This window comes from Calothrix sp. CBUCES-K 9914, from assembly GCF_059640475.1.
Genome location: NZ_JBXXZH010000341.1, coordinates 1 through 8,284 on the forward strand (window position 1 = coordinate 1; position 8,284 = coordinate 8,284).

Below are 8,284 nucleotides of genomic sequence, written 5' to 3' on the forward strand. Positions count from 1 at the left end.
GCTTTGTTTATTCGCATCGCTCTTAAATTCCGTATAAAAGCAAGGCAAAAGTTCGTCTTTATAGTTCGTCACTAACAAAATCTCTCGTTGACAAATGGCTTGAAACCTTAAGTTGACACCAATGGCGAGGACACCCGTTCCACAAGACAACCGCCACAAGGCAGCAAGAATCAAGCAGGTTTAATGAAGGCATTTTGGCGTAAGGTGTTATTTATAGGATATGTGGCTCTTAGAGCAAAGTTTTAACAAAGGCAGGTTACGATTCAATGGCTTATTCCTGGTTTAAAGCATTTCACATTATTGGCGTTGTCGTTTGGTTCGCTGGTTTGTTTTACTTAGTACGCCTGTTCATTTACCATATTGAGGCTGAACAAGAACCTGAACCCGCGAAAACGATACTTCAAAAACAGTATCAAATTATGGAGAAGCGTCTCTACAATATCATCACGACTCCTGGGATGTTGGTGACTGTCGCTTGTGCTATTGGGTTACTGGTTTCTCAACCTGACTGGTTACACCAAACTTGGTTACACGTTAAACTTGGTTTTGTTGTTTTGTTACTTGGCTATCACCACTACTGCAAACGCTTGATGAAGCAACTTGAAGCGGGAACCTGTAAGTGGACGAGTAAACAAATGCGCGCGCTTAATGAGGCACCTACTCTTTTACTAGTTGCTATTGTATTACTCGCAGTGTTCAAAAATAGCTTACCCACAGATACAACCGTCTGGGTAATTTTTGGACTAGTTGTCCTCATGGCTGTTACTATCCAGCTTTATGCTCGAAAACGGCGCCTTGATAAAGAAAAAGAATTAGCAGTGTAGGGTGCGTGACGCTACCAACTATCTCAAAACGAAGCGACTATCTAGTAGCGTCACGCACCAAAATTTGTGAATGACGCTACCAACTATCTCAAAACGAAGCGACTGTCTAGTAGCGTCACGCACCAAAATTTGTGAATGACTTGCCTCTGTGTACTCTGCGTCTCTGTGGTAAAATAAAATAATTTTTCACCACGCCCGTCACAGAGAGCGCAGAGAAATATAAGTCAAAATGCTAATACAATCATTATTTACCAACCGCGTAGCTGTGCTGGCAACCATGCACCAAAAAGAGCGAGTCATGGCGCCTATTTTAGAAGAATTAGGGTTAAAAGTCATAGTGCCAGCTAATTTTAATACAGACACATTCGGTACTTTTACTCGTGAATTCAAACGACCTGGTACGCAAATAGAAGCTGCACGTATTAAAGCTCTCGAAGTATTAGAAATGACGTGTGAAACAATCGCTGTAGCAAGTGAAGGAAGTTTTGCACCACATCCTAGCTTACCTTATATTTCCAGCAATCGTGAAATAGTTATTTTTATTGACAAAGAAAATGATTTAGAGATTATTGGCGAAGAGTTTTCAATTGATACCAACCATAGTTATCAAATTATCACTAGTGTTAATGAAGCTTATGAGTTTGCTAACAAAGTGGGTTTTCCTGAGCATGGCTTAATTGTGATGTTTGATGAAAACCCTAAGAATAGTAGCGAAGTTTTCAAAGGTATTACAACCCTAGATAAACTTACCGAAGCTGTGAATTTTGTATTAAACCATTCTACAACGCTTAAAGCACATATTGAAACTGATATGCGCGCGATGTATAACCCTACACGCATGAAGAGTATTGAGAAAGCTACTCGTAATTTAATTAGTAAAATAAATAACTGCTGTCCTCAATGTTCGGTGCCTGGTTTTGAAATACGAGAGAGAATTTCGGGTTTACCTTGTGAGTTATGCTATGCACCATCTTTGTTAACTAAATCTGTCATTTATCAGTGTAAGAAGTGTGGGTATAAGGAAGATAAGTTATATCCTGATGCTATAGAGTTCGCAGACCCAAGTCAATGTATGTACTGTAATCCCTAATGTGAAACGGGCAAGGATGCCCATTCCACAAGAGATATGAGAATTATTACCAAAAAAGGTGGTTGAGAAAGTTGCCGAATAGTTTGGCGCCTGTCGGTTCTTGGTAATTTGTAGGTAGCAATTTCTGTATGGCTGTTTGCAGCTCGTCTACTACTGCTTGTACCTGGTGTGATTTGGGACGCGAACATTGAGACAATACTAATGGTTCGCCAATTCTGACTGTTAATTGTTTGCGGAAGAATAAGTCTTTTGTTCCAATCAATGCTATTGGTATTATTGGTATGCCTGAACGCATGGCATAAATGACGGCGCCTTTTTTTAAGGGTAATAGTTCACCTTCAACACTGCCGAGTTTACCTTCGGGGAATAGCATCAAACTTTCATTGCGCGCGAAAATGCCGCTGACTATACGGTCTAATCTTCGCATTGATTCGATTGAGTTACCCTTGGGGACGTATTCTTCAATGGACGCAGCAAGCTCCGCTAAGTCCTTACGTCCATTTTTTGCCGCTTCGACTACTGCTATTTCTTCTTTCCATATTCTTTCTAGCGGTATTACTCCTTTGGCAAAGTGCAGTAATATCCTCTTCCAACGACTGTTATATAATGTGCGCGCATCGCCTAAGATATGAAAATAAGGCTTTGCTGGTAATTCTGATAGCAGTAAAAACGGGTCGATATGATTGAGGTGATTAGCTGCAAACATTACTGGAGTGTTAGGTATTCTTTCGGCATTTTCAACTTTGACGCGAAATAATAAATGAATTAGTCCCCGTAACACCGCGCGTCGAATTGTTCCACTAATTCGATTTTCCTTAACCCCATTAATTGCATTTTCTTGCGATAGCAGCGCTTGGTCAATCATTTTGTTGTTTTTTATACAACGAGCATACTCTACACCCTCACTTGCACGCTGAATTGTTGATTGAGATAAAGACGGTAGTTGTTTATTCTCGGATGTTTGAACTGGATGCTGCAACATTGATACCATAACGCTGTTACTCACTCACTTATTTTTATCACTCTCATATATCCAAACTAATCTATGACTAACACCTTGATATCTCCATAGGGGCAGTTTCTCCAAATGTCCGCATGGATATAAACCAAACACTTTCCATACCTCAAACCATAAACACGATATCAGTGGACAGATACATAACTGCCATAGTGACGGTTTTTTTTCAGGCGCCCCCTCTAAAAATTTACAAAAAAAACTTCCTCGTCTTAAGACAAAGAAGTAATGGTGTGGTGTGAGGAGCAAACTCAATGTTTGCATTACTCCAATTATACTCGATAAAATGTGAACTGGTTATGACATCAATGTTAAATTTATGTAATTTATCTGAAATTGTGCGTGACACCACTTCACAAAATCACATATATACCCTATGGTGCCTGACACATACTACATCAACTACTTATGGTAAATACCAGAATCTAAAAAGAATATTAAGACTAGAGTTGAAATTGGTGTTTAAATGCGATTCTAATTGTAAATATATATAAATCTAATCAGCCAGGTTGAAGTAAACTAGCGAGCCACGTCACAACGATTTAGGAAAAAATGCTGAATCTTGAAAGGGAAAGTTGGAACGCTAATACTTTCGACCAGCCAGGAGACGCTCTTCGTCATGAGTCCGCTGCTAATTATTTCTCAATTCTTAACTCACAAATTTCCGTGGTGGGGTATTTCTCAGTTCAAATTTGACCCAAAATATAACACTTTGTACATGCGCTGTGTCAACCCAGATACAAGAAGAGCAATCTTTAAAGAAGCTTCTGCGCTCTCAAATTTGGATATTGGTGTCGAGCGCTTTATTGTTGTATACCCTGGTTATCCAGATATTATTATTCCTTATGCTCATAGCCAATAAGGTTAATTGAAATACAAATTGGGTTCCCAACTTTTGACTGAGAACCCTTACCTTAAGCCCATGACGGGGATTGAACTCGTGACCTCACCCTTACCAAGGGTGTGCTCTACCACTGAGCTACATGGGCATATATTTATTAGTTGTAGAGACGCGATATATCGCGTCCCTACTAGAGTATGGGCCGAGCTGGATTTGAACCAGCGTAGCTTTCGCAACGGATTTACAGTCCGTCTCCATTAACCACTCGGACATCGACCCAAGTACTCTACGATAAATAATAATAGCACAACCAGCAAAAATTACAAGGGGTTGGAAGAAAAAATTTTTAGGCAGCGTTTTGGTTTAGGAAACGGTTGGCGAATTTTATGACATCGCCTAAGTCGGTGTCAGAGTCAGAGTCACTATCTAGGAAAGAATTTAATAACGGGTTGGAGTTACCCCAGGCGCCTGTTTGTGGGGCGCCCATTTGTAATAAACCCAATACGGCGGAAACTACTGTTGGTAAAGCTGACTGGACAAGGTTAGGACTCATACCAGTTTGCTTAGTTACTGTTTCTGCTATTTGCTGCATTAAAGTCGGCGATACAAGCGTTGCAAATGCACTACCAGAGGCGCCGCTCGCAACGACTTGATTTATTAAGTTCTCTAAACGACCACTACCAATCGTAGTTTGCTGTTGTTTGAGAACGGGACGTATCATATTACCGACAATAGACATCATAGTTTGCACCTGAGTAGGCTGCATTCCACGGTTATTTGTCAAGCTTTGAACAGAACTCATTATAGAAGCAAGTTGGGGAACATTTGCTTGCTGGTTTGGATTATTAACAGCGCTCAAAAGGTCGAAGAAAAGACTCATTGATTTTATCTCCTTGTGAAAAATAAGAAACTGGGTTTTTTTGTATAGAAACCCAGTTTTTTGTGTCTCTAACCGCTAACACGAACGTGGAAAGACCGAATAATTCGTATCCAGCGTTTATCTGAAGTGTAATAACCTACTTCAGCAATATAATCACGGTTGCTAACGGGAATGCCTATGTGCTTATCGAACTCGTGTTCATCGCAAGCGTACTCTAATGTTGCGTGTGGTTGTTGATAGTCGATATCTAAGTTGGTTGAGTCGTGGACTCGCAGCACAAATCTACGTCCACCTTGGTCGCGCGCTGCTTGTTTATAGTCTTCTGAGACTTCCCAGTATGCATAAGCATCTCGATAGTTTTGGGGTACGAGGATTATTTGACATTGTTTCTTTTCTGCTTTTTGATGTCCGTTACCGTTTGAGGATAAGTGTTGAGTATCATTGGTTTCTTGAATACCGTTATCTTGAGTATTATTGATTTCTTTAGTACTCTTGGCTTCTTTATTACTGTTGGCATCGAAAGCTTTGGTTACGTTTCCTACAGCTACAGCACCAGCACCAGCGACAGCACTGCCAATTTTTGCTGCTTTATCAAACCAGTTCAAAGTCTGTTTATTTGTATTAGCTGGTTCGACTGTGCTTGATGCGGGTGATGTTTCAACGGCGCCATTTTTTCCATTAGTATCACCCTTAGTATTATTTTTAGCATTTAATCTCAGTGATTCTTCGGCTTCAATAACTGGCGCCAAAGATGATATCCGCACAGGTTCGGAAGTTGTTACCTTTAACCAGCTACCATCATCCCGAATGTAACCAAGCTGTGCCACATAATCACGGTTATTTGCAGGAATACGAATGTGCAAATCATTGTCTTGATTACAATCGTACTGTTGTATTGGCTCAATTCCATTCAAATTAATATCTGCTACATCTGTATTGTTTGTTACATCTGTAATGTCGTAGAGACGAAGCGCAAGTTTGCGTCCACCAAGTGTAATAAAATCAGCTTTACGCGCGGGTGGTATTTCCCAGTATGCATAAGCATCGTTTTTAGTGCGCTGTACAAGAATTAGTTGACCGTTATCTAAACCGATAGAAGTAGTATTGTCTATGATATCTACTCTATCTAGAATATTTGGTGTATCTACAGTATCTACAGCGTTACTATCTTGTTGAATCTCGGTTTTGGGCTGATTTTTCTTATTGAATAAATTGAAAAGTGTTGCTCCAGATGCTGCTGTTGCTGCTGCGGCGCCTGCCAAACCAATTCCATGATTTCCAACAGCAGTACTTTCTACAGTTTCTTCTACAGTTTCTTTTACTGTATCTTTTACTGTATCTTTTACTGTATTTCCTACAGTAGCAGTTAGAGCTACTAAGTCTTGATTAGCCCAAAGTGAAGCAGCTTGTAACTGTTCAGTATTTGCTTCGACCTGCTCATGAGTATGGGAAATGCCTGTATCTGGAGTGACGCGAATAATTGGAGACCTGGCAACCTTTAACCATTCATCATCATTTGTCGTGTAGCCAATCTCAGAAAAGTAATCACGGTTAGCAGCTGGTATTTGAACGTGTAAATCTGGTTCACGCTCGTTACAATTCAATTCTTGGACAAGAGTGGGTGCTTGTAAATCAGTATCAGTATCAGTCGCATCATACAAACGTAGTTTTAAACCACGTTTACCTTCTCGTCGCAAATCTTCTTGAGCTTGGTGAGGAATTTCCCAATATGCGTATGCATTTTGAGCATTACGAGCAGTTAAAACCATTCGACTCTCACTCTTGCTCTCAACAACTGGAGCGACAGGTGTAACAGGTAATGTTTCAATCGTAGTGGGTGCAACAGCAGTTTTTGGCTCGTCGCTGTTTTTTCTCGTCAACCACCACAATGCACCTCCGAGTAGTCCGACAAGCGGTAATAACCAAAGGAACTCTGTATCCCCTCTATTTGAAGTAGAAGTTGAAGTAGAAGTTGAAGAACCTGGCACCGATGCAACATTTGTATTGTCGCTATTAGCGTTATTAGGTTCTTTAGAATTAGTCGTTGGGAGCTTCGGATTTTGATTTGATGCAGGTAAAGTAGCAACTGCGCTAGCTGCTCTTGCTTGTTCGACAACTTTTTGATTTTCGCTCGCAGTTGCGTAACCCAAAAACGCTTGTGCTGCTGGGGATGGTTTTTCTCCCTTATAAACATACATCAAAGGTTGGGAGAAAGGATAGCGTGGGTCACTTGGTAAAACATTGTGCATCGGAACGACTCGCACGTTCGGATTTTTCACAACTTGGTCAGCAATTGCATACCCAATACCATCTTTCCCTAATGCTTTAATTACAGCGTCGGTGCTATCTTCCTTCACCTTGACAGCATTTGCTCCAGCTTTAAATGGCGCACTTTTAAAAACTGGGTAATTTTGAAATGCTTTTCGAGTATCACTCGTTTCTAGACGGTCAACCAAACGAATTTTACCATTACCAAGTTTGAGTTGTGATAAATCCGAAGCTTGTCCTCGGAAAATTTGAGCAAATTGGTTGATGGTAATACTCTTTTTGAGAGGATTGTCTTTATTTACAAACAACGCGATTTTATTACGCGCGACAGGTACAGCTACTAACCCCTTTGCCTTTTCTGCATCGGTAAGTGGACGACCAATAGATGCTAAGTCAGCTTTTCCCTCTAAAACAGCTTTCAGTGCTGCATCGGTTCCATTGTAAGCAACCTTAACATCAGTCTTTGGATACTGCTTTTCAAACTTCTTCGTTAGAGCCTCATTGATTTTCATCATACTGCTCGAACCATTCACCCGCACCACCGTTCCTTCTTTAACCTGTTTCGGCAATGGGAAAGCGTTTGGTGTCTTTTCTTGAGCTACGACTGGAGAAGCTGAATTTGTAATTACTGGTACACCAGCGCTCAATATTAACAAAACCGCTAATGCGGATAAGGAACTCTTTTGATGGGACACCTTTACAGTTGCTCCTATTTCAATTTCAAACGTTAGCTCGCTTAACTTAAGCCTGGGAACTTGCGTCAACCGGACGTGATGCAGAACAATATTATGTTATACACCGGGTATTTAAAAAAACTTTATTGCTGATTTAACCAAAAAACATCAAAGTTACGCAAGTCACATTCAAAGTGGTGCCAAACCTTAATTTTCCGCTATAAAAGTTACCTACTCTACATTCCACAAGATTCTTTTAATACATCTAGCTCCACTTTTACGCCATATTATTATTTATTTACATTTGGTATAAAAAGTTTACCTTTAAGTATAAATATTTACCTTATATCTATCGCAAATATATTTATAAAAAATCTATCCAATAGTAGATGCAATAAAACACACCCATTGTGTAAAGACGCGATTAATCGCGTCTCTACAATCAATATTCGTACAAATCGAATTAAGAGTAAACCAATAAAAAAAAAAAATGCCCCAAAATCAACATGTAGGATATCTGTCCCAGATGTCCGACTTAGATATCCCACGGACAGGCGAGACGCCTATCCTACGGGATAATTTATTTCTTGGACTACTCTAAGCTACTTTACTACTCAGCACTCAGCACTCAGCACTCAGCACTCAGCACCCAGCACTCAGCACCCAGCACTCAGCACTCAGCACTCAGCACT

6 protein-coding genes and 2 tRNA genes are annotated in these 8,284 nt (G+C 40.3%); 3 read left to right on the plus strand and 5 right to left on the minus strand.

Going from position 1 to position 8,284, the window contains the following annotated elements:
• The first annotated feature begins 266 nt into the window (after window positions 1-266).
• Both hemJ and AC2JBO_RS40465 read left to right on the plus strand, forming a co-directional pair.
• On the plus strand, window positions 267-824 hold the full coding sequence (gene hemJ / locus AC2JBO_RS40460; RefSeq protein ID WP_496959273.1) for a protoporphyrinogen oxidase HemJ: 558 nt from the start codon (window positions 267-269) through the stop codon (window positions 822-824).
• Window positions 825-1,053: 229 nt separating this feature from the next.
• Window positions 1,054-1,914: a DUF6671 family protein gene (locus tag AC2JBO_RS40465; protein ID WP_496959274.1), complete on the plus strand. Its 861-nt coding sequence runs from the start codon at window positions 1,054-1,056 to the stop codon at window positions 1,912-1,914.
• 46 nt (window positions 1,915-1,960) lie between these two features.
• Here the strand turns inward: AC2JBO_RS40465 and AC2JBO_RS40470 are convergent, their stop codons facing one another.
• Entirely contained in the window at window positions 1,961-2,920 is a 960-nt protein-coding gene (locus AC2JBO_RS40470) for a lysophospholipid acyltransferase family protein (protein WP_496959275.1), read from the minus strand.
• Between the two features lie 628 nt (window positions 2,921-3,548).
• On the opposite strand from AC2JBO_RS40470, the gene AC2JBO_RS40475 reads away from it, so the two are divergent.
• The gene (locus tag AC2JBO_RS40475; RefSeq protein ID WP_496959276.1) at window positions 3,549-3,791 is read left to right on the plus strand and encodes a hypothetical protein; all 243 of its coding nucleotides are present in this window, start codon (window positions 3,549-3,551) and stop codon (window positions 3,789-3,791) included.
• Between the two features lie 55 nt (window positions 3,792-3,846).
• Here AC2JBO_RS40475 and AC2JBO_RS40480 read toward each other — a convergent pair.
• The 4 genes from AC2JBO_RS40480 to AC2JBO_RS40495 all read right to left on the minus strand — a co-directional run bounded on the left by AC2JBO_RS40480 (window position 3,847) and on the right by AC2JBO_RS40495 (window position 7,613).
• Window positions 3,847-3,918, minus strand: a tRNA-Thr gene (locus tag AC2JBO_RS40480).
• A gap of 50 nt (window positions 3,919-3,968) precedes the next feature.
• Window positions 3,969-4,049, minus strand: a tRNA-Tyr gene (locus tag AC2JBO_RS40485).
• A gap of 67 nt (window positions 4,050-4,116) precedes the next feature.
• A complete protein-coding gene (locus AC2JBO_RS40490) occupies window positions 4,117-4,650 on the minus strand; it encodes a DUF937 domain-containing protein (RefSeq protein ID WP_496959277.1) in 534 nt (177 codons plus the stop codon).
• A gap of 68 nt (window positions 4,651-4,718) precedes the next feature.
• Complete coding sequence (locus AC2JBO_RS40495; RefSeq protein WP_496959278.1) at window positions 4,719-7,613, minus strand: DUF4912 domain-containing protein; 2,895 nt, start codon at window positions 7,611-7,613, stop codon at window positions 4,719-4,721.
• Window positions 7,614-8,284: the final 671 nt, after the last annotated feature.

Coding starts and splice junctions, on each gene's coding strand:
- AC2JBO_RS40475 (WP_496959276.1), top strand. CDS start 3,549: ATGAGTCCGCTGCTAATTATTTCTCAATTCTTAACTCACAAATTTCCG.
- hemJ (WP_496959273.1), top strand. CDS start 267: ATGGCTTATTCCTGGTTTAAAGCATTTCACATTATTGGCGTTGTCGTT.
- AC2JBO_RS40465 (WP_496959274.1), top strand. CDS start 1,054: ATGCTAATACAATCATTATTTACCAACCGCGTAGCTGTGCTGGCAACC.
- AC2JBO_RS40490 (WP_496959277.1), bottom strand. CDS start 4,650: ATGAGTCTTTTCTTCGACCTTTTGAGCGCTGTTAATAATCCAAACCAG.